Raw genomic sequence first — 23,864 nt, 5'->3', positions numbered from 1 at the left:
GGTTTAAGCCTGTTCCAACGAGGTTTCAACACGGGTGGCACCGGCCGGGATTTTCCCTGCCGCAACCAGACGCTTGTGCTGCTCGGCTTCGATGCGCTCGATCGTTTCAACCGGAACCATATAGCCCTGGTCGTCACGTGCAGCGTGGATCACGAAGTAGACGACAGTGCCTACCAGGCTCGCGATCGCCAGCCACCAGATGTGCCAGATCATCGCGAAACCGAAGACGGTCAACAGTGCGCCCATCACCACACCGGTAGCGGTGTTGTTCGGCATGTGGATCGGCTCGTACTTGGCCGGACGCTGGTACGCAGTACCGTTTTCCTTGGCTTCGGTGAACGGGTCGATGCAGTCAGCCTTAGGCAGCACAGCAAAGTTGTAGAACGGAGGTGGCGACGAGGTCGACCATTCCAGAGTGTGTGCATTCCACGGGTCACCGTGATCGCAAACGTTCTCTGGCTTGTTGCGGTCACGCACCGATACGTACAGCTGGATCAGCTGGCAAGCGATACCGACAGCGATCATCACCGCACCGAACATGGCAACGTACAGGTACGGTACCCACTCAGGGTTGGTGGTGGCGTTCAGACGACGGGTCATGCCCATGAAGCCCAGTGCATAGAGCGGCATGAACGCGACGAAGAAGCCCGAGATCCAGAACCAGAACGCTGCTTTACCCCAGCCTTCGTGCAGCTTGAAGCCGAACGCTTTCGGGAAGTAGAACGCGAAACCTGCGATGTAACCGAATACCGCACCGCCGATGATCACGTTGTGGAAGTGCGCGATCACGAACAGGCTGTTGTGCAGAACGAAGTCAGCACCCGGGATGGCCAGCAGTACGCCGGTCATGCCGCCGATGGCGAAGGTCACCATGAAGCCCAGCGTCCACATCACCTGGCTGGTGAAGCGCAGACGGCCCTGGTAGATGGTGAACAGCCAGTTGAATAGCTTCACACCCGTCGGGATGGAAATCAGCATCGTCGCCAGACCGAAGAAGGCGTTGACGCTGGCACCCGAACCCATGGTGAAGAAGTGGTGCAGCCAGACCATGAAGCCCAGTACCGAGATCGCGCCCGAGGCGTAGATCATCGAGTGGTGGCCGAACAGTTTCTTGCCGGTGAACGCCGAGATCACTTCCGAGAAGATGCCGAATGCCGGCAGGATCAGGATGTAAACCTCAGGGTGGCCCCACGCCCAGAACAGGTTAACGTACATCATTGGATTGCCACCAAGTTCATTGGTGAAAATGTGGAAATCCATGTAACGGTCAAGGGTCAGCAGTGCCAGGGTAGCGGTCAGGATCGGGAACGAAGCCACGATCAGAACGTTTGCCCAGGTGCAGGTCCAGGTGAAGATCGGCATGTCCATCAGTTTCATGCCAGGGGTACGCATTTTCAGTACGGTAGCGAGGAAGTTAACCCCCGTTAGCGTTGTACCCAACCCGGATAGCTGTAGCGCCCAGATGTAGTAGTCCATCCCCACGCCAGGGCTGTATTGCAGACCCGACAGCGGTGGATAAGCAACCCAACCGGTCTTGGCGAATTCGCCGACGCCCAGGGACAGGTTGATCAGCACAACGCCGGACACCAGCAGCCAGAAGCTCAGGGAGTTCAGGAACGGGAAGGCAACGTCACGCGCGCCGATCTGCAGCGGCACTGCAAGGTTCATCAGGCCGGTGAAGAATGGCATCGCCATGAAGATGATCATGATCACACCGTGAGCGGTGAAGATCTGGTCATAGTGTTCAGGCGGCAAGTAGCCAGGCGAACCCTCGGTGGCCATGGCCAGCTGGGTACGCATCATGATGGCGTCGGCAAAACCGCGCAGCAGCATGACCATGGCGACGATGATGTACATCACGCCGATTTTCTTGTGGTCGACCGACGTCAGCCACTCGGTCCACAAGTAAGTCCACTTCTTGAAGTAGGTGATTGCAGCGAACAGCGCCAGACCACCGAGGGCGATCATGGCGATGGTCACCATCACGATCGGCTCGTGGAATGGGACTGCTTCCCAACTTAATTTACCAAACATCGTTTACTCCTCTGCCCCGGCAGCTGAATGCGAACTCGAGTCAATTTCCGTGGCCGCCACTTCTTTCTCTTTCTTCTCGTGCTTCAGCGGCTTGCCCGGCTTCATACCTTCGTACTTGTCGACGATGATCTGGAACTGGTTCGGCGTGACCGAGGAGTAGAGCTCGACTGGGTTGTTCTGGCTCGGCTTGGCAAGGGCTGCGTATTCAGCCTGATCAAGCTGTTTAGGTGACTTCTTGACTTCACTTACCCAGGCGTCGAAATCTTCCTGAGTGGTTGAGATGGCTTTGAACTTCATGCCGGTGAAACCCGCGCCGCTGTAGTTGGCGGAGATGCCGTCCATTTCAGCGTTGCGGTCAGCGATCAGGTGCAGCTTGGTCTGCATGCCCGCCATCGCGTAGATCTGGCCGCCCAGGCCCGGGATGAAGAACGAGTTCATCACGGCGTCGGAGGTGATCTTGAAGTTGATTGGCGTGTGCGCCGGGAACACGATCTTGTTGACCGTGGCAATGCCTTGTTCCGGGTAGATGAACAGCCACTTCCAGTCCAGCGCGACCACTTCGATGGTCACCGGCTTGACGTCGGATTCAATCGGACGATACGGGTCCAGTTCGTGGGTCGAAATGTAGGTGATGTAACCCAGGGCAATGATGATCAGCACCGGGATGGTCCAGACAGCCACTTCGATTTTGGTCGAGTGCGACCATTTCGGGGTGTAGATGGCGTCTTTGTTGGAGGCGCGGTACTTCCAGGCAAACAGGAAGGTCATGACGATAACCGGCACCACAACCAACAGCATCAGCAGCGTGGCGGTGATGATCAGGTTGCGCTGTTCCAGGCCAACCTGGCCCGTTGGATTGAGCAAGGTCATGTTGCAGCCTCCCAGCAACAACGTGCCGAGCAGCGGCACTAGGCCTAGTAATCTGGGGTACCTGTTTTTACTCATCTCACGACCTCTAAAGCAGCTTGCGCAATGCAGTTGGGTTTTGATCGCCAACACTTCACCCTGCCAAGGGTTGGCATTTTCTTTGGATTGAATAAGGGCCGCCCGTCGCGCGTCAGACGCTCGACAAAACCTGGGACAGCGGTCAGTTCTTATTCGAATTCGTGGTCAAAGGCCTTGTTACAGACCAATTCCATTTGGTGCGGAAAGTTGGAAGGCACCGACACCTGGGTGTCTTGAAAGCCTTGCGACTTGCTCGACACCCGACTTCCTGCTCGCCTCCTTAATAAAGGCTGAACAGTGCCGGGAATTCAGTGCGGGCGATTGTAGATAGGTAGCGCCCTATACACCATGTCTTATCCCGAAATAATTTTTATCCGTTCGAGCAACAATCCATCGCCATTTTTGCAAAAGTGCCGCATGTTATCGAAATCAATTCTCAACAAAAACACCAAAATTTGTAGGTGTATGCGCCTCATTTCAGACAGCTCTGCAGGCATTTTCTGCATGCCTGATCAGCGCAAAGCCCGATATCCCAAGGCTTCTGGCCATTTGCCCGCGCTTGTTAAAACTGCCTGATCTGGCACACACGTGCAAAAGCGCAAAATCACCGAAACAGACCAATCCTTTTTTGTAACAGCGCACCAATCCATGTCGCTGTGAAGGCCTGCGACACGGCCTGTGTGACAACATGTCGCACACCTGTCGCACCCACCCTTGCCGTTCGTCACGGTGTTTTCACAAACACTCTGAAATGCAAAACGCCCCGATTGGCTGATACGCAAATCGAGGCGTTTTCTGTATCGGCCAATGCGCCGAATAGTTGATTCAGCGCAGTGCTTTTCGATTACGCGACGTCAGCAGCGGCACCAGGATCACGATCAGCACGAACGCCACCAGCGCCCATTGCGCCAGCGACAGGCCAAGGATCGGCGGGTACGGCGTCGAGCAGAAACCGTCGACCTGGAAGCCCAGCGGGAAGATTTTCGCCAGCGGCAGGTCATCGACAATCGGCTGCAACACATCAATGCCGCAACTCACCGCCGGATAGAACTGGGTGTACACGTGATGCCCGGCCACGCCGGCACCGGCAATCGCGCAAATCACCACCAGCACCTCAAACACGGTGATGCTGCGCTTGGTCCGCATGGCCGCGCCGATGAACGCGAACAGCGCGATCAGCAGCAACGCATAGCGCTGCAAAATGCACAGTGGGCAAGGCGCCTCGCCGAGCACGATCTGCATGTACAGCGCACCACCGATCAGTGCCAGACAGATGATGCCCAGCAGCACCAGAAAGCGCCGCTCACGTCCCAGTCGAATCGTTTCCTCGCTCATCGCGTTTCCCTTATATGTCCATGGTTCAGCTGGCCGGCGGCTGCGCTTGCAGTTGCGCCATCAGGCTGATGTTGTCTTCGATATGCCAATTGGCCGCGATGCGACCGTTGTCGATCTGATAGATATCGGTTGCCCGGAAGTCTACACGCTGGCCCTGCCCTTTGAGAGCCTTGAAGGTGCCAGTGAAATGCCCGCGAAAGTGCAGATGCACCACCACGCGATCACCGGCGACGATCATTTGCTCGATATCGCAGCTCAAATCAGGCACCGCCGTGCGAAAGAACTTCGACGCCAGCAATGGCCCGGTCGGCCCCTGCACCCGACCTTCGGGCGGGGTCTTGTCGACGAACTGCGGCGATAGCGCCGCCGTGGCCAACGCTTCTTCACCGGAATTCCAGAAACTGCCGTAACGCCGCGCCGCGAGTTCCATGGCTTGTGCCTGCGCCTTGGGCAGGCTCTGATCAACGATCAAGGTCTGCGGTTTTATCAGGGCAGATTCGGCAGAAGCAAACGGGCTGGCCAGCAGCGAAGCCGACAGGCTCAGGGCAGCGAGACTGGAACGACGGGACAAGGTGAGGTGCGACATGGGGGCGATCCTGATCATGTAAACGAACGAGCGCCTATCATCAGCATCGGGGAATAAACGATAAACCGGTTAAGAAACGATTAACCTTTAAACAGAATTTAATAATAGAGACCGCGTAACGGCCTTCGCGAGCAGGCTCGCTCCCACAGGGGATTTGTGTTCAACGCAGATCCAATGTGGGAGCGAGCCTGCTCGCGAATGAAGGCGACGCGGTTTCAGATCACTCCAAAGCCGCAGCCGGCCCAAAGAACTCATACCGGCTCTGCTTCTGCGGCACACCCAGCGCTTTCAGGTGGCGCTTGATCGCCCCCATGAAACCTTTCGGGCCAAGGAAGTAAGCGTCGACATCGCGCTGCTCTGGCAGCCATTCACCCAGCAACTCCTGGCTCAACATCCCGACCTTGTCCGCCGCCGGGCTCACGCCGTCATCTTCGGCGTAGCAGTAGAAACGCTTGAGTTGCGGATGACGCGCAGCCAACTCATCGATCCAGTCACGGAACGCATGCACACTGCCGTTACGCGCGCAGTGGATAAAGTGCACCGGGCGCTTGGTTTGCAGCGCCGCTTCGAGCATCGCCAAGGTCGGGGTGATGCCGACACCGCCGCTGATCAGTACCAGCGGCTTGTCGCTGGCAGTCAGGGTGAACTCGCCCGATGGCGGAAACAGTTGAATGCTCGCGCCGACGTGTAGCTGATCGTGCAAATAATTGGAGGCACGGCCGCCCGGTTCGCGCTTGACGCTGATGCGGTACTGGCCGTTGTTCGCCAGCGCCGACAGCGAGTAGTTACGGCGGATTTCTTCGCCGTCGAGGAACAGCTTCATGCCGATGTACTGACCCGGTTCGGCCGCGAGGATCGGGCCTTTGTCCGCTGGCTCGAAGTAGAACGAAGTGATTTCCGCGCTCTCCTCAACCTTGGCCGCCACAATGAACTCCCGCGCGCCGCGCCAGCCGCCGACGGCGTGTTCTTTCTGGTCGTAGATGGCGGTTTCGGCGCCAATCAGAATGTCGGCCAGTTGGCCGTAAGCCGCGCCCCATGCGCTCATCACTTCAGGCGTGGCGATTTCATCGCCAAGCACTTCGCAGATGGCGCGTAACAGGCAGGCACCGACAATCGGGTAGTGCTCCGGCAGGATTTGCAGAGCAACATGCTTGTTGATGATCTTCGCCACCAGATCGCCCAACTGGTCGAGCTGGTCGATATGCCGTGCATACATCAGCACGCCGTTGGCCAGGGCACGCGGCTGGTCGCCACTGGACTGGTGCGCCTGGTTGAACAACGGGCGGACTTGCGGGTATTCGGCGAGCATCATGCGGTAGAAGTGCGTGATCAGCGCCTCGCCGCCGCTTTCCAGCAGGGGCACGGTGGATTTGACGATGGCACGATCCTGGACGCTAAGCATAAGGTTGACTCCTGAGCTTCATTTAAAAGTTACCTAAGGCTTATCAGTTTCCGTGCCAAATAATAAACCTATATAAATCATATACTTGAGAATAATGTAGTCAAATAGACTCAAAGCTCTTTATAGTCATCCCGACTACATCTTGTCTCTTTGACTACAAGACCATGACTGCCAAATCCCTGCTCACCGCTTTGCTTCCCCTCGTCTCCGACCTGTCCCGCGAATTGCCCGAGGGCGAGCGCTACCGGCGCCTGCTCGAAGCCATGCGCGCTTTGCTGCCGTGTGATGCCGCCGCGTTGTTGCGCCTCGACGGCGAATCGCTGGTGCCACTGGCGGTGGACGGTTTGAGTACTGACACCCTGGGTCGACGCTTCAAAGTCAGCGAACATCCGCGCTTTGAAGTGTTGCTGGCCGGCAAAGGCCCGACCCGGTTCGCCGCCGACAGCGACTTGCCCGATCCCTACGACGGTCTGGTCGACGGCCTCGACGATCACCTCGAAGTCCACGACTGCCTTGGCTGCCCATTGTTTGTCGATGAAAAACTCTGGGGCCTGATCACCCTCGATGCGCTCGACCCCGAGCGTTTCGAGCCGATTGAACTGGACGCCCTGCAAGCCTTCGCCAGCCTGGCCTCGGCCACGGTCAACGCCGCCGAGCGCATCGAGCGCCTGGCGATCCGCGCTGAAGACGAGCACCAGCGCGCCGAGGTCTACCGTCAGGCCAGCGGTCAGCAGAATCGCGAAATGATCGGCCAGAGCAAAGCGCTTAAACGGCTGGTGGAAGAAATCAATCTGGTCGGCGGCAGCGACCTGACCGTGTTGATCACCGGCGAAACCGGGGTTGGCAAGGAACTGGTGGCCCAAGCCATTCATGCCGCCTCCCCACGCGCCGACAAACCGATCATCAGCCTCAACTGCGCCGCATTGCCGGATACCCTGGTCGAAAGCGAGTTATTTGGCCACGTCCGCGGCGCCTTCACTGGCGCCACCAGCGACCGTCGCGGCAAATTCGAACTGGCCAATGGCGGCACGCTGTTTCTCGATGAAGTGGGTGAGTTATCGCTGACGGTGCAGGCCAAGCTGCTGCGGGTGCTGCAAAGCGGCCAGTTGCAGCGCCTGGGTTCGGACAAGGAGCATCAGGTCGATGTGCGCCTGATCGCCGCAACCAACCGAGATCTGGCCGAAGAAGTGCGCAGTGGCCGTTATCGTGCCGACTTTTACCATCGCCTGAGCGTGTACCCGTTGCGGGTACCCGCCCTGCGTGATCGTGGGCGGGATGTGTTGCTGCTCAGCGGTTTCTTCCTTGAACAGAACCGTTCGCGCATGGGCCTCAATAGCCTGCGACTCAACAGCGACGCTCAGGAAGCCCTGCTCGCCTACACTTGGCCGGGCAACGTGCGTGAGCTGGAACACTTGATCGGGCGCAGTGCGTTGAAGGCCTTGGGCAACTGCAAGGTGCGGCCGAAAATCCTTAGCCTGAGTGCGACGGATCTGGATTTGCCGCGCGAGGTTGTGGATAACCCGGTCGAACCGGTTGCCGGTGATGTCGCTTCTGTACCGTTGATCAGCGGGGATTTGCGTGCAGCCACTGAGGAATATCAGCGAAGATTGATCAGTGCTGCGCTGGAACGCAATCAGGACAACTGGGCGAGTGCGGCGCGAGAGTTGGGGCTGGATCGGGCGAATCTGGGGCGGATGGCCAAGCGCCTCGGCAGAGAGTGTCAGATTTTTTGTGTGCGGGCCGGTAATGGCCTGCCGTCAGGCAGGCCGGGTTTTACCAGGTCGGCCTGATAAATCGATCTCCGTACAGAATCGCAAATTGGTTCATCGCACTCTTCCAGTCATGAGCCGCCGAGCCCCAGTTTGCCGTGATGTTACGCAGCCCAAGCCAGATCAGCTTGGTCGCTGCGTCATCCGTCGGGAAGTGGCCCCGGGTCTTGATGATCTTGCGTAGCTGAGCGTTGATGCTTTCGATAGCGTTGGTCGTATAGATCACTTTTCGAATGGCAGGCGGGAAGACAAAAAATGGAATCACTCGATCCCAGGCTCGTCTCCAGGCCGCCACCACCGTTGGGTATTGCTTACCCCAAGGGCCATTTTCAAAGGCATCCAGTGCTTCCTCAGCCGCTTCTGCGTTGATGGCTTGATAGATCGGTTTTAGCGCCTTGGCCAGCTCACGGCGCTTGTCCCACGCCGCGTAATCGAGGCTGTTGCGGATCAAGTGGACGATGCATGTTTGCAGCGTTGTTGCCGGAAATACTGCGCTTAGCGCCTCTGGCATGCCTTTGAGACCGTCAGTCACGGCGATCAGCACGTCCTCTACGCCGCGGGTCTTGAGGTCGTTGAAGACCTTCATCCAGAACTTCGCACCCTCGGTGTTTTCGATCCAGATACCAAGAATATCGCGCGTTCCATCGGGTAAAACACCCAGCGCCAAGTAAATCGCCTTGTTGCGGACAAGGCCTTCTTCTCGGATCTTGACCCGCAGCGCATCGAAGAAAATGACTGGGTACATCGGCTCAAGCGGTCGCTGTTGCCACGCACCAATTTCCTCCATCACCTCGTGCGTGACTGAGCTGATGAAGTCATGGGAAACGTCCGTCCCGTATTGCTCAGAGAGGAAAGCGCGGATTTCTCGAACGGTCATGCCTCGGGCATACATGGCGATGATCTTGTCATCAAAACCGGTGTAACGCCGCTCATGCTTGGGGATCAGAATGGGGGCAAAACTGCCATCCCGATCACGGGGAATCTCCAGCCGCAGCGGGCCATCCCCCGTCAAAATCGTCTTGCCCGTTTTGCCATTGCGCTGGTTGGTTTCATCCTCTGGGCGCTGCGCGCCCGGCGGATACCCCAGGTGGTGACCGAGCTCGGCACTCAATGCTCGCTCAATCAAGGCCTTCTTGAAGGCCGCAGAAGCGTCTTCAATAGCCTCTGCGGTAATCAGCCCCTCACCGAACTCTTCGAGCAGCTCCTTGGGGATTTTTGGTAGGTCACGCAGGGGTTTCTTTTTGGTTGGCATACATGCACCTCTTACTCATGTTATGCCCGAACACAAAATTTCTGACACCCCCCCTCGGCATGAAATAAAAGCACAGATCGCAGCCTTCGGCAGCTCCTACAGGGATAGGTGATCTCTGTAGGAGCTGCCGCAGGCTGCGATCTTTTGATCTTCGACTGCCCAAAGGCACTAAAGCCTGCCCCCGACAAGTCGATAACCCGGCATCAATAGTTTTTGGCGATTTTCACCCTCGCCCACCACCTTTCCACAGAAGGTTTATATGTCCTCCACCAAAGCCCGCGCAGACTCACTTTCGCTTCTGCTGTTTACCTTGCGCAGCGGCAAGCTGATGGCGATCAACCTGCTGAAAGTCAGTGAAATCATCCCCTGCCCACCGCTGACCAAACTGCCGGAGTCGCACCCGCACGTCAAAGGCATCGCCACGTTGCGCGGTGCTTCGCTGTCGGTCATCGACCTCAGCCGCGCCATCGGCGAACGTCCATTGGAAGACCCGAACGGCGGTTGTCTGATCGTCACCGACGTCAGCCGTTCGAAGCAGGGTTTGCACGTACAAGCGGTGAGCAAAATCGTCCACTGCCTGACCACCGACATCAAGCCACCGCCGTTCGGTTCCGGCGGCTCGCGCGCCTACATCACTGGCGTGACCTCGGTCGACGGTACGCTGGTGCAAGTGCTGGACATCGAAAAAGTCATCCACAGCATTGCCCCGGCGCAGATCGAAATGGCCCCGACCGACTTGACCATGGAAGACGCCGACGTCCTCGGCAACGCGCGGATTCTGGTGGTCGACGACAGCCAGGTGGCGCTGCAGCAATCGGTACACACCCTGCGCAATCTCGGCCTGCAATGCCACACTGCCCGCAGCGCCAAGGAAGCCATCGACTGCCTGCTCGACCTGCAAGGCACCGCGCAGCAGATCAACCTGATCGTCTCCGACATCGAAATGTCCGAAATGGACGGCTACGCCTTCACCCGTACCCTGCGCGAAACCCCGGATTTCGCCCACCTCTACGTGCTGCTGCACACTTCGCTCGACAGCGCGATGAACAGCGAAAAAGCACGCCTTGCCGGGGCCAACGCAGTACTGACCAAGTTCTCCTCGCCGGAACTGACCCAGCGCCTGATCGAAGCGGCCAAACACGTCGCCGCCAACGGTTACTGAGTCTTGGGCCAGACGTACTGCTTTTTGATGCGGCGGGATCTACCTGCAAACGCGCCGGATATCGTCTGGCCAGAAGGTGTTGAGGTCAGCACTTACCGGCCGGAACTGGCTGTGGCTGTGCATCACCTCATGCAACTCGGTTCCCGGGAAGGTGGGGGCCGAGTGCCGGATCTGGAAACCTGGCAACAGCGCTTTGAAAGCGATCCTGAATATGATCCGACATTGTGTTTTATTGCCCTTGATGCCGAGGGCGTGGTCGGTGTGGCGCAATGTTGGACCAGTTCATACATCAAGGATCTGGTGGTGCATCCGCGCCTGCAGGGCCGAGGTTTGGGCCGGGCATTGTTGTTGAATGCATTCAGGGGGTTTCACCAGCGGCGTGAAGGATTTGTCGATTTAAAGGTGCTGGAAGATAACGTGCGAGCGCAGCGGTTGTATGAAAGTGCCGGGATGTATGTGGTCCGCCGGGAACGGGTGCCGGACTGATCGACCGTCTTCGCGAGCAGGCTCGCGGGGGTGTCAGAAATTTTGTGTTCGGGCATAACATGAGTAAGAGGTGCATGTATGCCAACCAAAAAGAAACCCCTGCGTGACCTACCAAAAATCCCCAAGGAGCTGCTCGAAGAGTTCGGTGAGGGGCTGATTACCGCAGAGGCTATTGAAGACGCTTCTGCGGCCTTCAAGAAGGCCTTGATTGAGCGAGCATTGAGTGCCGAGCTCGGTCACCACCTGGGGTATCCGCCGGGCGCGCAGCGCCCAGAGGATGAAACCAACCAGCGCAATGGCAAAACGGGCAAGACGATTTTGACGGGGGATGGCCCGCTGCGGCTGGAGATTCCCCGTGATCGGGATGGCAGTTTTGCCCCCATTCTGATCCCCAAGCATGAGCGGCGTTACACCGGTTTTGATGACAAGATCATCGCCATGTATGCCCGAGGCATGACCGTTCGAGAAATCCGCGCTTTCCTCTCTGAGCAATACGGGACGGACGTTTCCCATGACTTCATCAGCTCAGTCACGCACGAGGTGATGGAGGAAATTGGTGCGTGGCAACAGCGACCGCTTGAGCCGATGTACCCAGTCATTTTCTTCGATGCGCTGCGGGTCAAGATCCGAGAAGAAGGCCTTGTCCGCAACAAGGCGATTTACTTGGCGCTGGGTGTTTTACCCGATGGAACGCGCGATATTCTTGGTATCTGGATCGAAAACACCGAGGGTGCGAAGTTCTGGATGAAGGTCTTCAACGACCTCAAGACCCGCGGCGTAGAGGACGTGCTGATCGCCGTGACTGACGGTCTCAAAGGCATGCCAGAGGCGCTAAGCGCAGTATTTCCGGCAACAACGCTGCAAACATGCATCGTCCACTTGATCCGCAACAGCCTCGATTACGCGGCGTGGGACAAGCGCCGTGAGCTGGCCAAGGCGCTAAAACCGATCTATCAAGCCATCAACGCAGAAGCGGCTGAGGAAGCACTGGATGCCTTTGAAAATGGCCCTTGGGGTAAGCAATACCCAACGGTGGTGGCGGCCTGGAGACGAGCCTGGGATCGAGTGATTCCATTTTTTGTCTTCCCGCCTGCCATTCGAAAAGTGATCTATACGACCAACGCTATCGAAAGCATCAACGCTCAGCTACGCAAGATCATCAAGACCCGGGGCCACTTCCCGACGGATGACGCAGCGACCAAGCTGATCTGGCTTGGGCTGCGTAACATCACGGCAAACTGGGGCTCGGCGGCTCATGACTGGAAGAGTGCGATGAACCAATTTGCGATTCTGTACGGAGATCGATTTATCAGGCCGACCTGGTAAAACCCGGCCTGCCTGACGGCAGGCCATTACCGGCCCGCACACAAAAAATCTGACACTCTCAGGCTCGCTCCCACCCTGGAATGCATTTCAAACTGTGGGAGCGAGCCTGCTCGCGAAGAGGCCGGCACAGGCAACTTCCCTTCTCAGGCACACTCCAACCTTGGCCACACACCACCAAGGACGCCCACCATGAAAGTGCTCACCTTCAGCCTGCTCTGCCTCACCGCCCTCGCCTCCCAGGCCCAAGCCTCCAGCCCTGACGCCTGGGCCGCCTACGACAAAACCGTGCTCGCCAGTTGCACCAAGGCCAGCGGCCTGAAAAACGCCAAACCCGTCGGCAGCCCCGCGCAATTCGACGACCGCGTCGGCTACACCGCCGTCTTGCTGCAAGGCCAATACCCGCAAAAACACATGAAGGGCCAGCAAGGCACCGAACTGTGCCTGTACAACAAACAGTCGAAAACCGCGTTCGTCACCGAGTGGGACTCGGTCCGCCCGACCGCCAAAGCCCAATGAATGGCGCATAACTTGCTTCGACCGGAGTCTGCATGGCGACTTTCCGTCGCCATTTCACACCCTGATTGAAGATTGATCGCGCAATGAATACGACGTTTTCCGGCGTAGGCTGCGGCAAATGCTGCACCGACCACCATGTCCCTCTGACCCTGGCCGAAGCCCGCATGTGGGCGGCGGATGGCGGTCAGGTGATCGTGCTGGTGGAAGCCTTTCTCGGCAACGGTCTGGGCTTGCCAGTGCAGCAGCGCGAGCACGCCGAACGGCGTTCGGTGGTGGTGCGTAGCGGTGAATCCGACGCGCACGTGGCGATCACCTTTGCTGCGTACAACGTCGGACCTTGCCGGAATCTTGACGAAGACAAGCTGTGTCGCATTTACGAGCGCCGGCCGCTGGTTTGCAGGATTTACCCGGCAGAGATCAATCCACATATTCCGCTCAATCCTGCTGCCAAGGATTGCCCGCCGGAGTCTTGGGAACAGGGGCCGCTGTTGATCGTCGGTGGCGAGTTGGTTGATCAGGAGCTGGTCGAACTGATCCAGCGCTCGCGTCAGGCGGATCGGGATGACATTCGGCTAAAAGACGCAATTTGTGCCGCGCTGGGTATTCGTACCACGGCGCTCAAGGGCGACGGTTTCACGGCGTATCTGCCGAACATGGACGCTTTTGCGGCGGTGATTGATCAGGTAAGTGCGCAGCCATTGAGCGAAGCATCGAGTGAATGGCTGTTTCATCTCTCCGGGGACGATGTCGCCGGGCAAGTGCTCGCGGCCGGGGCGCAGGTGGTGACTGAGCCGGCGTTGACCTATGCGTTTATTTCGTTGCGGGCGGCTTGATCAAATACTCGAGTGGCTGTTCGGGCCCCATCGCTGGCAAGCCAGCTCCCACAAGGTCTTGTGTCGTACATCAATGTAAGTGAACAACCGCAAAACCTGTGGGAGCTGGCTTGCCAGCGATGGGCCAGTGAAGGCGATCTCAATCCCAAACCTGTCGCCGCCCTCAAAAACCCACGCAACCCAACGCAAATTCCCGGCCAGAAAACTCAGCGCTTGCCCATCGAACGACGGGTGCCCGGCGGGGCCATGCCCGGGGTCTTGGTGTGGCCGTTCTTCGCGCCGTTCTTGTACCACGGCTGATTCGAGCCCTTGGCAGCGCCCAGTTCACCCGGTTTGAACGGGAACTTGAACGCCGGGATCTCGGCTTTGGATTCGCTGGCGTCGGCCAGTTCAGCCGAGACATCGCTCACGGCGTCGTCAACCGGCGGTTGGATCGGGGAAGTCATGAAAGCTCCGCAAAACAAAAAGTCGCGCCCGGTAAGTGAGCCGCGAAGGCGCGCAGTATACCTGCGCGCCACGGGTCAGCGCCTGAAGATTTGCACCGCACGCCGAACGGTTTACAGGTACGCGATGGTAACGATGCCTTTGTCGACCGAAGTCTTCAGCGGCTCAAAGGTGATGGTCATTGGCAATGTTTCGTGGCTGCACGCATTGCGGTACGTGTCGACATCGAGCTTCAGGCCGGGCTTGAGCTCGATCTGGCGAGACTCGTTGGCGCTCAACGTGCCGACGCGCCCGACTTCACAGCCGGAATCGACAATCTGACCGGTAAAACGGATCTCGCCAGAGGTGGCTTGAGGGGCGGCGGAGACAGTGAGCGGAAGCAGAACAAACACACTGAAAATGACGGTTACAAGCTTCATGGCAGGACACTCCCGTAGAGACCCACGCGGTGAACGATTGGGCTATACAACGTGTATCCGCTGGTAGGGGCGGATCTTTAAGAGCGTAGTTGGCGTAGCAAAGAAGGATCCCTATTCAGGAATGACCGGTGGTGAGTTTGCGGGGTGGTTCACAGGTTGAAACTGTCGCAACTGTACGGCCGTCATCGCCAGCAGGCTGGCTCCCACAGTTGGAATGCGTATTCCCGTGGGAGCGACAGCCAACGACTAGAGAGCACACGTCCGACGGACAACCTGAAAACCTTGTGGGAAGATTCTGGTGATTTCACACACCCCTAAACACAGCAAAGTAATCGGGTGACTGTGTGGGCCTCTTCGCGAGCAAGCCCGCACACAGTTTCAACCGAGTACACCTGCCAAAAATTGAGCGGTTGTCAGGCCGCCATCGCGAGCAGGCTCACTCCTACAATGGGTTCGCATGCAGTCTGCAAGACATTGGTCGGCTGTCAGGCCGCCATCGCCGGCAAGCCAGCTCCCACAGAAAGAAAAAGCCAGATCAAAAGATCGTCCGATCGCGGCCCGAGCCTTCGACAGCTCCAACAGAGGAGACAAGCACACCCGGCCCGCGGCGCATGCCGCCCCACTCAACACAATGAGCGCAAGCTCGAGTACCGCTTTTGATCTTAAAGCGCCCGTCGGAAGGCTGAGTGGAGGGATTGATCCGGGGATGGGAGCGCAGCGACCGTTTGGCGCAGCCAAACACATCGAGAGGAGGTGCAGCGCAGCAAACCGTAGGCGATGCGCCCGGATCAATCCCGTAACGAAGGAACCCGAGCCTAAGCGAGGGCCGAACGCCAGGGTAAAGCCTTTTTGGTTACTTTTTCGGCGTCTGGAAAAAGTGACCCGCCGTAAGGGCCATCCCTTTCAAGGTCTTAGGTAAAATCCCCTGATACTTCAGCCAGGAGGACCCGAACGATGTGGGCCGATGTTCTAGCGCGTTTCGAGAAAAAAGCACCTGCCAGTGTCATGGCCAAATTGGCGCTGGAGCAGGCCATTGCGCCTGAGTGGATTGATCAGGTCTTCGAAGAGCATCGGCAACGGCAGTATTCTCGTGAGCTACTGTTCTCGACCATCATCAAGCTGATGTCCCTTGTTTCATTGGGCTTGAAGCCATCCCTGCACGCCGCCGCGCGGCAACTGGAAGATCTTCCTGTCAGTTTGGCTGCCCTCTACGACAAGATCAGTCGTACTGAACCTGCGCTGTTACGCGCTCTGGTCACAGGTTGTGCGCAACGTCTGACTCCGACCATCAAGGAGCTGGGCTGCACCAAAACGTTGCCGGGCTGGCAGCTTCGAGTGGTGGACGGCAATCATTTGGCTTCCACTGAGAAACGTCTGGGCGCTCTACGCCATGAGCGAGGCGCCGCTCGTCCTGGCTTTTCGGTGGTTGTTTACGACCCCGATCTCGATCAGGTCATCGACCTTCAGGCGTGTGAGGATGCCTACGCAAGCGAGCGTGTTTGCGTGCTGCCTCTACTGGCCAATGCCGAGCCAGGCCAAGTGTGGCTGGCTGATCGACTCTATTGCACGCTCCCGGTCATGGAGGCTTGTGAGCAGGTCCAGACATCCTTTGTCATTCGTCAGCAAGCCAAACATCCACGCCTGATTCAAGAGGGTGAGTGGCAAGAACCCGTGCCTGTGGAAACAGGCACTGTGCGTGAGCAGATCATCCAGGTCAGAGGCGGTTACCAATGTCGGCGTGTCGAACTGACGCTTCATTCGCCAACAGACTCGGGTGACAGCAGCTTGATGTTCTGGAGCAATCTACCCCAAAGCGTCAGCGCACAGCAGATCGCGCAACTCTATCGCCGTCGCTGGAGCATTGAAGGCATGTTCCAGCGACTGGAAGCGATCCTGGAAAGTGAAATCGAAACTCTTGGCAGCCCAAAGGCTGCCTTACTCGGGTTCGCCACTGCGGTGTTGGCCTACAACGTCCTGGCCGTCCTCAAACGAAGCGTCGAGCAAGCTCACCGGGATACCCAGCCTGACGGCTGGGAAGCCTCGATCTATCACTTGGCGGTTCAGGTCAGGAGTGGTTATGAGGGAATGCAGATTGCGCTGCCTTCGGAATATCTTCCCGTCATTCCTCTGGAAAAACTGGCCCAGCGCTTACTAGAGCTGGCCAGCAACATCCAACCCAAACAAGTTGCGAAAAGCCCCCGTGGCCCCAAAGTGCCTAAGCCCAAGACATGGGTCCAAGGCACGGCGGTGCATGCGCATGTTTCAACGGACAGAGTAATCAAGGCTGCCAAAACTAAAAGACCTTGAAAGGGATGGCCGTAAGGGCGGAACCGTAATCAGCCACACCCGCAAAAACGGATATACACACAGAGAAAACTGACAGCGCTGACAGCCAGCCGTCACCCTCCTGACCCCCAAACAAGTTTATAAAGACCCTAACCCTGCCCAAATTCCGTCCGGCGCCGACTTCGCATGCGAATCCAAAAGCACAAAGCCCTGCTAGCCACCCTGCTCATCGCCCTGGCAGCCATGGGCCTATGGTTTGCAATCAAACCAGCCCCGACCAAACTCGCCACCCCCACCGCCATCCCGGTGCGAGTCATCACCGTCAGCGAAAAAGACGTCCCCCGCTACACCAGCGGCATCGGCTCCGTCCTCTCACTACACAGCGTGGTCGTGCGCCCACAAGTCGACGGCATCCTCACCAAAATCCTCGTCAAGGAAGGCCAGTTGGTCAAAGCAGGCGACCTGCTGGCCACCATCGACGACCGCTCGATCCGCGCCAGCCTCGACCAGACCCGCGCGCAACTGGGCGAAAGCCAGGCCCAACTGCAAGTCGCCCTGCTCAACCTCAAACGCTACAAACTGCTCAGCGTCGACGACGGCGTCTCCAAACAGACCTACGATCAGCAACAAGCCTTGGTCAACCAACTCAAAGCCACCGCCCAAGGTAACCAGGCCTCGATTGACGCCGCGCAGGTACAACTTTCCTACACGCAGATTCGCTCGCCGGTCACCGGCCGCGTCGGTATTCGTACAGTCGACGAAGGCAACTTCCTGCGCATGACCGACGCCCAGGGCCTGTTCACCGTGACCCAGATCGACCCGATCGCCGTGGAATTCTCCCTGCCCCAGCAAATGCTCCCAACCCTTCAAGGCCTGATCAACGACCCGCAACACGCGCAGGTCAAGGCCTACATCGGTGCCGACACCGATGGCGAAACCGGCAACCTGCTCGGCGAAGGTCGCCTGACCCTGATCGACAACCAGATCAACGCCAACACCGGCACCATTCGCGCCAAAGCCGAATTCGACAACGCCAGCCAGAAGCTCTGGCCGGGCCTGCTGGTCACGGTAAAAATTCAGACGGCTTTGGACAAAGATGCGCTGGTGGTTCCGCCCACCGTCGTACAACGCGGTCTCGATCAACACTTCGTCTATCGGGTCAACGGCGACAAGGTCGAAGCGGTGCAAGTGCAGATGGTTTATCAGGGCAGTGGCCAGGACATCATCAAAGGCGTGAAGGCCGGTGATGTACTGGTCACCGACGGCCAGTCGCGGCTCAAATCCGGTTCCACCGTGCAAGTCATGAGCGAGCCTGCGCAAGTAGTGCAAGCGGAGCCGCAACCATGAAAGAACACAAAGGGGTTTCGACGTGGTGCATTGATCACCCGGTGGCGACGATTCTGCTGACCCTCGCTTTGGTACTGATCGGCGTGATTGCCTTCCCGCGCTTGCCGATTGCCCCACTGCCGGAAGCGGAATTTCCTACGATTCAGGTGTCCGCGAAACTGCCCGGCGCCAGCCCCGACACCATGGCCTCGTCCGTGGCCACGCCACTGGAGGTGCAATTCAGCGCCATCCCCAGCATGACCCAGATGACCTCCAGCAGTGCCCTGGGGTCAACCCTGCTGACCCTGCAATTCAGCCTCGACAAAAGCATCGATACCGCCGCGCAGGAAGTCCAGGCGGCGATCAACACCGCCGCCGGCAAGCTGCCCAAGGACATGCCGACGTTGCCGACCTGGAGGAAGGTCAACCCGGCCGACAGCCCGGTGCTGATCCTCAGTGTCAGCTCGACACAGATGCCCGGCACCGAACTCAGTGATCTGGTGGAAACCCTGCTGGCCCGTCAGATCAGTCAGATCGACGGCGTAGGCCAAATCAACATCACCGGTCAGCAACGTCCGGCGATCCGTGTGCAGGCCTCAGCCGACAAACTCGCGGCCATTGGCCTGACCCTCGCCGACATCCGCCTGGCGATCCAACAGACCAGCCTCAATCTGGCAAAAGGCGCGCTTTACGGCGAGTCGAGTATTTCCACGCTGTCGACCAACGACCAGTTGTTCCAGCCTGAGGAGTACCGCCAGCTCATCGTTTCCTACAAGGATGGCGCCCCAGTTCACCTAAGAGATGTCGCCAACGTCATCAACGGTTCGGAAGATGATTATGTGCAAGCGTGGGCGGGTGATCGACCGGGGGTCAACCTGGTGATTTCCCGCCAACCGGGCGCCAACATCGTCGAGACCGTTGACCGCATTCAAGCCGCCCTGCCCGGCCTCGAAGCCATGCTGCCGGCGTCGGTGGAGGTGAAAACCCTGATTGACCGCACCCAGACCATCCGCGCCTCGCTGCATGAAGTCGAGATCACGCTGTTGATCGCGATCCTGTTGGTGGTGGCGGTGATGGCGCTGTTCCTGCGGCAGTTGTCGGCGACGCTGATTGTTTCGGCAGTCCTCGGCGTGTCGCTGGTCGCCAGTTTTGCCCTGATGTACCTCCTCGGCTTCAGCCTGAATAACCTGACGCTGGTAGCCATCGTGGTGGCCGTGGGGTTTGTGGTCGACGATGCGATTGTGGTGGTGGAGAACATTCACCGGCATCTGGAGGCCGGCGACGACATGCGCGAAGCCGCGATCAAAGGTGCCGGCGAGATCGGCTTCACCGTGGTCTCGATCAGTTTTTCGCTGGTGGCGGCGTTTATTCCGTTGCTGTTCATGGGTGGCGTGGTCGGGCGTTTGTTCAAGGAATTCGCCCTGACGGCGACCTCGACCATCATGATTTCCGTGGTGGTGTCGCTGACGTTGGCGCCGACGCTGGCGGCGCTGTTCATGCGCAAACCGGTGCATCACGCCAGCGATAAACCGGGCTTCAGCGAACGCCTGCTCGGCGGGTACGAAAAAGGCCTGCGCCGCGCCCTCGCCCATCAGAAGCTGATGATCGGGGTGTTCGGCTTATCCCTCGCGTTGGCCGTCGCCGGTTACATCTTTATCCCCAAGGGTTTCTTTCCGGTGCAGGACACCGGTTTCGTTCTCGGCACCACCGAGGCGGCTGCGGATATCTCCTACGGCGACATGGTGAAAAAACATTTGGCCATGGCCGAAATCGTCGCTGCCGACCCGGCCGTGCAGGCGTTTTCCCACTCGGTGGGTGTCTCGGGCAGCAACCAGACCATCGCCAACGGCCGCTTCTGGATTGCCCTGAAAAAACGCGGCGACCGTGATGTGTCGGCCAGCCAGTTCATCGACCGCATTCGCCCGCAACTGATGAAAGTCCCCGGCATCGTCCTTTATCTGCGCGCCGGCCAGGACATCAACCTCAGCTCCGGCCCGAGCCGTGCGCAATACCAATACGTGCTCAAGAGCAACGACGGCGCGACCCTCGCCACCTGGACCCAGCGCCTGACGGAAAAACTGCGCAGCAACCCGGCGTTTCGCGACATTTCCAACGACTTGCAACTGGGCGGCAGCATCACCCACATCAGCATCGACCGCAGCGCCGCTGCGCGTTTCGGCCTGACTGCAAGCGATGTCGATGAGGCGCTGTACGACGCGTTTGGCCAGCGGCAGATCAATGAATTCCAGACGCAGGTCAACCAGTACAACGTGATTCTGGAGCTCGACACCAAGCAACGCGGCAAAGCCGAAAGCCTCAACTATTTCTACCTGCGTTCGCCGCTGAGCGGCGAGATGGTGCCGCTGTCGGCGCTGGCCAGATTCGATGCACCGACCATCGGCCCGTTGTCGATTGCCCACGACGGCATGTTCCCGGCCGCCAACCTATCGTTCAACCTCGCCCCCGGCGTGGCGTTGGGCGATGCGGTAATTCTGCTCAATCAGGCCAAGGCCGAGATCGGTATGCCGACCGCGATCAGCGGCAATTTCCAGGGTGCGGCGCAGGCGTTCCAGAGTTCGCTGGCCAGCCAGCCATGGCTGATTCTCGCGGCGCTGGTGGCGGTGTACATCATTCTTGGTGTGCTTTATGAGAGCTTCGTGCATCCGTTGACGATCATTTCGACGCTGCCGGCGGCAGGCCTGGGTGCGGTGATCATGCTGTGGATCTGCGGCCAGGACTTTTCGATCATGGCGCTGATCGGCCTGGTGCTGCTGATCGGTATCGTCAAGAAGAACGGCATCCTGATGATCGACTTTGCGCTCGAAGCTCAGCGCCAACGAGGCTTGTCGCCGCAGGATGCGATTTTCGAAGCGTGCATCACGCGCTTCCGACCGATCATCATGACCACCCTCGCCGCCCTGCTCGGCGCCCTGCCGCTGATGCTCGGCTACGGCACCGGCGCCGAATTGCGCCAGCCGCTGGGGATCGCCGTGGTGGGCGGCTTGCTGGTCAGCCAGATGCTGACGCTGTTTACCACGCCGGTCATATACTTGTGGCTTGAGCGGCTGTTTCACCGGCACTCACACCCACCAGCCCCATCGCCCGCACCGGCACTGGCGACTACAGACTGAGGCGGTCATGCGCGTTCTGATTATCGAAGACGAGGAAAAAACCGCGGATTATCTACACCGCGGTCTGACGGAACAGGGTTACACCGTGGACCTGGCCCGCGACGGCGTCGAGGGCCTGCACCTGGCGCTGGAAAGCGACTACGCGGTGATCGTCCTCGACGTCATGCTGCCGGGCCTCGACGGCTTCGGCGTACTGCGCGCATTGCGTGCGCGCAAGCAAACCCCGGTGATCATGCTCACCGCCCGCGAACGGGTCGAAGACCGCATCAAGGGCCTGCGCGACGGTGCCGATGATTACCTCGGCAAACCGTTTTCCTTCCTTGAACTGGTGGCGCGTCTGCAAGCGCTGACCCGGCGCAGTGCGGCCATGAACCGGTGCAGGTGAGCATCGCTGACCTGTGGATAGATTTGATCAGCCGCAAGGCCACCCGCGCTGGCACCCGACTGGATCTGACGGCGAAAGAGTTTTCCCTGCTCAGCGTTCTGGCTCGGCGTCAGGGTGAAATCCTCTCGAAAACCGCCATCGCCGAAATGGTCTGGGACATCAATTTCGACAGCGACGCCAACGTCGTCGAAGTGGCGATCAAACGTCTGCGCGCCAAGCTCGACGGGCCATTCGACGAGAAGCTGCTGCACACCATCCGGGGCATGGGTTATGTGCTGGAGAGCCGTGATGTCCAGTAACTCAATCGCCCTGCGCCTGAGCGGCATGTTCACACTGGTGGCGCTGCTGGTGTTTCTGCTGATCGGCGGCGCGCTGTATCAGCAGGTCGACAAGGGCTTGGGCCTGTTGCCGGAAGCCGAGCTGGACGCGCGTTACAGCGTGCTGGAATCGGCGCTCAATCGCTTCGGCACGCCCGAGCATTGGGTGAAGATCAACGCCAAACTCAAGCTGCTCGGTGAAGAAGACAAACGCATTCGTTTCTGGGTGGTGAGCGGCAATCCGGGTTATGAGTTCGGCCAGCCGGAAGCCGCAATCCGCGCCTTCGCCCAAGGGCCGGTGGGCATGCATGACTTGCAATTGCCCGGCCAGCCTTACCCGCTGAAAGTGCTGCTGACCGAGTTGCCGGCCAAGGATCAGCGCCCGCCCCTGCGCTTTATGATTGGCATCAACACCGAGACCTTCCATGAGACCCAGCACAACCTGCTGATCGCCCTGATCAGCCTGGCGATTGTCGGTGTGCTGATGGCCTCGGCGCTGGGCTATTGGGTGGCGCGGATCGGCCTCAAGCCGCTGATCAAACTGTCCCACGAAGCCCAGCGCCTGGCGCCTCCGCTGCGGGCCGGACGCTTGCGGCTGTCGCCGTTGCCGCCGGAATTGGAACAGTTTGTCGACTCGTTCAATTCGACGCTGGAGCGGGTTGAGCAGGCTTACTCGCGGCTGGAATCATTCAACGCCGACGTAGCCCATGAACTGCGTTCGCCGCTGACCAATCTGATCGGTCAGACCCAAGTCGCGTTGACGCGCGGACGTTCGGCCGAGCATTACTTCGAAGTGCTGCAATCGAACCTCGAAGAGCTGGAGCGGCTGCGCTCGATCATCAACGATATGCTGTTTCTGGCCAGTGCCGATCAGGGCAACAAGGCGACCAAACTGACGTCGACTTCAATGGCCGATGAGGTGGCGACCACACTGGAGTATCTGGACTTCATCCTCGAAGACGCGCAGGTTCAGGTCCACGTCAGCGGCGATGCGCAAGTGCAGATCGAGGTCGCGCATTTGCGCCGGGCGTTGATCAATCTGCTGAGCAACGCGGTGCAGCACACAGCACCGGGTCAGGTGATTGAAGTGCGCATCGAGGTTGCGGAGCATCAGGTCAGCATTGGCGTCGCCAACCCGGGGTCGCCGATTGCCAGCGAGCATTTGCCACGTTTGTTCGAGCGGTTCTATCGCGTGGATGCGTCGCGCAGTAACAGTGGCAGTAACCATGGGTTGGGATTGGCGATCGTGAAAGCGATTGCGCTGATGCATGGCGGGGATGTGTTTGTGAGGAGTGATCGGGGGATGAATACGTTCGGCATCCACCTCCCTGTCTGACAGCCCTCCACGATCAACACAGGTGTTCACCTTTCCCCTGTAGGAGCTGCCGAAGGCTGCGATCTTTGCTTGTGCTGTAATAGTCATTTATGAAAATCACGCTGTTTCCCAACCCCCGGCAACCTTATCTTTGCCCGCACCAAACAGCACTTGCCAAGCAAGAAGGTTTTCAGAATGTCCAACAGTATGGGTATTGCCAGCGCTTTCGTTTTGTCCTCATTGTTCCTGTCGCCCATGGCGATGGCTGAAGAGTCCCAGGCCTTCGTTGCGCAAAACAGCGCTCGGGCGCAGGCGTACGATCAGCATCAGGCAGAAATGATGGCCAAGGCCAAAGACGCGACGCAGGCACCTCAAGCTGCAGCAGCCCAGGCTCAAGCGTCCGAGAAAGACAGCTGAGTCGCGCACCGCACCGTTTCCCTCGACGCGGTTGTTTGGCTCTTCCCGTTCAACCGTCGTCATTCCAGGCCGCTGCCTTTGAGCGGCCTTTTTTCGTTGTGGTCTGAACGCTGTCTGGTGCGTCTTTTACAATAAGAAACATCTCGCGCCTCAAGACATTGAGGTGCCGCTGACCCAA

Annotated in this window: 18 protein-coding genes and 2 pseudogenes; 12 read left to right on the top strand and 8 right to left on the bottom strand. The window is 58.7% G+C overall.

The window, feature by feature from the left end; genetic code table 11:
• Window positions 1-3 precede the first annotated feature (3 nt).
• From cyoB to hmpA, 5 genes are all read right to left on the bottom strand, one after another.
• Window positions 4-2,034: a cytochrome o ubiquinol oxidase subunit I gene (gene cyoB, locus ATI02_RS00445; RefSeq protein WP_090286080.1), complete on the bottom strand. Its 2,031-nt coding sequence runs from the start codon at window positions 2,032-2,034 to the stop codon at window positions 4-6.
• Between the two features lie 3 nt (window positions 2,035-2,037).
• Window positions 2,038-2,979, bottom strand: coding sequence for a ubiquinol oxidase subunit II (gene cyoA / locus ATI02_RS00440; protein WP_095191601.1), 942 nt, complete (start codon window positions 2,977-2,979; stop codon window positions 2,038-2,040).
• 825 nt (window positions 2,980-3,804) lie between these two features.
• A complete protein-coding gene (locus ATI02_RS00430) occupies window positions 3,805-4,314 on the bottom strand; it encodes a disulfide bond formation protein B (protein WP_095191602.1) in 510 nt (169 codons plus the stop codon).
• A gap of 25 nt (window positions 4,315-4,339) precedes the next feature.
• Window positions 4,340-4,900, bottom strand: a complete 561-nt coding sequence (locus ATI02_RS00425) for an ester cyclase (protein ID WP_100845144.1) — start codon at window positions 4,898-4,900, stop codon at window positions 4,340-4,342.
• 220 nt (window positions 4,901-5,120) lie between these two features.
• Entirely contained in the window at window positions 5,121-6,302 is a 1,182-nt protein-coding gene (gene hmpA / locus ATI02_RS00420; RefSeq protein WP_100845143.1) for an NO-inducible flavohemoprotein, read from the bottom strand.
• Between the two features lie 164 nt (window positions 6,303-6,466).
• On the opposite strand from hmpA, the pseudogene norR reads away from it, so the two are divergent.
• A pseudogene (gene norR / locus ATI02_RS00415) lies at window positions 6,467-8,014 on the top strand (nitric oxide reductase transcriptional regulator NorR); the annotation flags it as partial.
• A gap of 61 nt (window positions 8,015-8,075) precedes the next feature.
• Here the strand turns inward: norR and ATI02_RS00410 are convergent.
• Complete coding sequence (locus ATI02_RS00410) at window positions 8,076-9,323, bottom strand: IS256 family transposase (protein WP_095191982.1); 1,248 nt, start codon at window positions 9,321-9,323, stop codon at window positions 8,076-8,078.
• 259 nt (window positions 9,324-9,582) lie between these two features.
• Between ATI02_RS00410 and ATI02_RS00405 the strand changes: the two genes are divergently transcribed.
• The 5 genes from ATI02_RS00405 (at window position 9,583) to ATI02_RS00385 (ending at window position 13,646) form a co-directional block, all read left to right on the top strand.
• Window positions 9,583-10,485, top strand: a complete 903-nt coding sequence (locus ATI02_RS00405; protein ID WP_095191606.1) for a chemotaxis protein CheV — start codon at window positions 9,583-9,585, stop codon at window positions 10,483-10,485.
• Window positions 10,486-10,512: 27 nt separating this feature from the next.
• Window positions 10,513-10,971: a GNAT family N-acetyltransferase gene (locus ATI02_RS00400; protein WP_100845142.1), complete on the top strand. Its 459-nt coding sequence runs from the start codon at window positions 10,513-10,515 to the stop codon at window positions 10,969-10,971.
• Between the two features lie 78 nt (window positions 10,972-11,049).
• A complete protein-coding gene (locus tag ATI02_RS00395; RefSeq protein WP_095191982.1) occupies window positions 11,050-12,297 on the top strand; it encodes an IS256 family transposase in 1,248 nt (415 codons plus the stop codon).
• A gap of 189 nt (window positions 12,298-12,486) precedes the next feature.
• Window positions 12,487-12,813, top strand: a complete 327-nt coding sequence (locus ATI02_RS00390; protein WP_095191608.1) for a hypothetical protein — start codon at window positions 12,487-12,489, stop codon at window positions 12,811-12,813.
• A gap of 83 nt (window positions 12,814-12,896) precedes the next feature.
• Window positions 12,897-13,646, top strand: a complete 750-nt coding sequence (locus ATI02_RS00385) for a YkgJ family cysteine cluster protein (protein WP_100845141.1) — start codon at window positions 12,897-12,899, stop codon at window positions 13,644-13,646.
• A 206-nt stretch (window positions 13,647-13,852) separates the two neighbouring features.
• On the opposite strand, the gene ATI02_RS00380 is transcribed toward ATI02_RS00385, so the two are convergent.
• Together ATI02_RS00380 and ATI02_RS00375 are read right to left on the bottom strand one after the other, a co-directional pair.
• Window positions 13,853-14,092, bottom strand: coding sequence for a hypothetical protein (locus ATI02_RS00380; protein ID WP_100845140.1), 240 nt, complete (start codon window positions 14,090-14,092; stop codon window positions 13,853-13,855).
• Between the two features lie 111 nt (window positions 14,093-14,203).
• Window positions 14,204-14,509: a fimbrial protein gene (locus tag ATI02_RS00375; protein WP_095191611.1), complete on the bottom strand. Its 306-nt coding sequence runs from the start codon at window positions 14,507-14,509 to the stop codon at window positions 14,204-14,206.
• 1,005 nt (window positions 14,510-15,514) lie between these two features.
• Here ATI02_RS00375 and ATI02_RS00370 point away from each other — a divergent pair.
• The 6 genes and pseudogenes from ATI02_RS00370 to ATI02_RS00345 all read left to right on the top strand — a co-directional run bounded on the left by ATI02_RS00370 (window position 15,515) and on the right by ATI02_RS00345 (window position 23,686).
• Window positions 15,515-16,816 (top strand): IS4 family transposase, encoded by a 1,302-nt coding sequence (locus ATI02_RS00370; RefSeq protein ID WP_100848404.1) that lies wholly within the window; start codon window positions 15,515-15,517, stop codon window positions 16,814-16,816.
• Window positions 16,817-16,981: 165 nt separating this feature from the next.
• A complete protein-coding gene (locus ATI02_RS00365; RefSeq protein ID WP_100845139.1) occupies window positions 16,982-18,142 on the top strand; it encodes an efflux RND transporter periplasmic adaptor subunit in 1,161 nt (386 codons plus the stop codon).
• On the top strand, window positions 18,139-21,252 hold the full coding sequence (locus ATI02_RS00360) for a multidrug efflux RND transporter permease subunit (protein ID WP_100845138.1): 3,114 nt from the start codon (window positions 18,139-18,141) through the stop codon (window positions 21,250-21,252). The genes ATI02_RS00365 and ATI02_RS00360 overlap by 4 nt, the downstream gene beginning before the upstream one ends.
• Before the next feature lie 7 nt (window positions 21,253-21,259).
• Window positions 21,260-21,936 (top strand): annotated as a pseudogene (locus tag ATI02_RS00355) (heavy metal response regulator transcription factor).
• Window positions 21,926-23,290, top strand: coding sequence for a heavy metal sensor histidine kinase (locus tag ATI02_RS00350; RefSeq protein WP_100845137.1), 1,365 nt, complete (start codon window positions 21,926-21,928; stop codon window positions 23,288-23,290). The pseudogene ATI02_RS00355 and the gene ATI02_RS00350 overlap by 11 nt, the downstream one beginning before the upstream one ends.
• 174 nt (window positions 23,291-23,464) lie before the next feature.
• Complete coding sequence (locus ATI02_RS00345; RefSeq protein ID WP_095190803.1) at window positions 23,465-23,686, top strand: hypothetical protein; 222 nt, start codon at window positions 23,465-23,467, stop codon at window positions 23,684-23,686.
• Window positions 23,687-23,864: the final 178 nt, after the last annotated feature.

The organism is Pseudomonas baetica (assembly GCF_002813455.1).
In the GTDB taxonomy this organism is placed as follows: domain Bacteria; phylum Pseudomonadota; class Gammaproteobacteria; order Pseudomonadales; family Pseudomonadaceae; genus Aquipseudomonas; species Aquipseudomonas baetica.
Note: the sequence above shows the minus strand (reverse complement) of the source record. Positions and strands in the feature narration are given on the sequence as shown.